The following is a 1,060-nucleotide window of genomic DNA, read 5'->3' as shown; positions in this document are numbered from 1 at the left end:
GGTGAAGGATTTTCGATGCGGGCGGTGTTGCAACGGTGCCTGTTGGCGCCTCCTCGGCCCGCGTTGGAAATCTTCCCAAGGTGGAAGCCGCGGTGGTCAGGCGCTGTCTATGGAGAAAGTGGGCTGAGGTTCCCGGCGATGGTGGGATTTGGCCCACGGTTCGAAGGACAGTGATGGCCTCCGAGGGCGTCATGATCCGCACCGACGATGACGTTCGACCTCGTGCGACGCGTTTGATCGGCGGTTCGCAGGCGGTGCGCTGCGTGAGGCAACCCTGGGGCAGTCCGGAACGGGCAAGCGAACCGGAGTGGTGCTCGTGACAGTGACAGGCGGTTCGTCATGCGGCCTGCTCCCGTGGTGGTGCGCGCGACATCGGTTTCTGGCCGCGGCGGAAGATCTCGATGATGCGCATCGGGCCCCCGCAGCACGGGCACGGCTCGCGCAGGGTGAGCGTGGCAGGCTTCGCTGATTCCTGCGTTTCCAGTTCGGGCGGCCGCTGCCCGAGGAGAGCGCGGATGCGGGCGATGGTGGCCTTGCGGGTCGAATTGGCCAGCAGGCCGTAATGCCGGATGCGGTGGAACCCGTCGGGCAGGACGTGGATCAGGAAGCGACGGATGAACTCCGGCGTTGCCAGCCGCATGACCTTTTGCCGGTCGCCGGACTTGATGCGGTAATCCTTCCAGCGGAAGGCGACGGTCTCTGCGTCCGCGCTGATCAGGCGGGTGTTGGAGATGGCGACCCGGTGGGTATAGCGGCTGAGATAGGCCAGCACCGCCTCTGGCCCGCCGAAGGGCGGCTTGGCGTCGTGTCGAAGACGCGCCTCTGGCACGATGACCACCCAGTCGGATTTGCGAAACGGGGCGAGCCAGGCGGTGAAGGTGTCCGCGTTGGCCAGCTCGGACAGATCGCCGAAGAAGGCCAGCTGACCGGCCCGGTGCAGATCCCTCAGCCCCTCCAGAAACAGGCGCCGGAACAGCCGCGCCAGCACATGCAGGAAGAACCCCGGCTTGCAGGCAATCCAGCTCGTGGCGTCGGCCGACAGGCCGCCGCCCGGGACGAT

The 1,060-nt window shown here is 66.7% G+C and carries 1 protein-coding gene; it reads right to left on the bottom strand.

Annotated elements, in window-relative coordinates:
- Nucleotides 1-337: 337 nt before the first annotated feature.
- Nucleotides 338-1,060, bottom strand: a 723-nt coding sequence (locus tag V8324_RS22005; protein ID WP_336422013.1) for an IS91 family transposase, incomplete at its 5' end; no start/stop codon positions are given.

It is taken from the genome of Roseovarius sp. D22-M7 (assembly GCF_037083785.1).
Taxonomy (GTDB): Bacteria; Pseudomonadota; Alphaproteobacteria; order Rhodobacterales; family Rhodobacteraceae; genus Roseovarius.
Note: the sequence above shows the minus strand (reverse complement) of the source record. Positions and strands in the feature narration are given on the sequence as shown.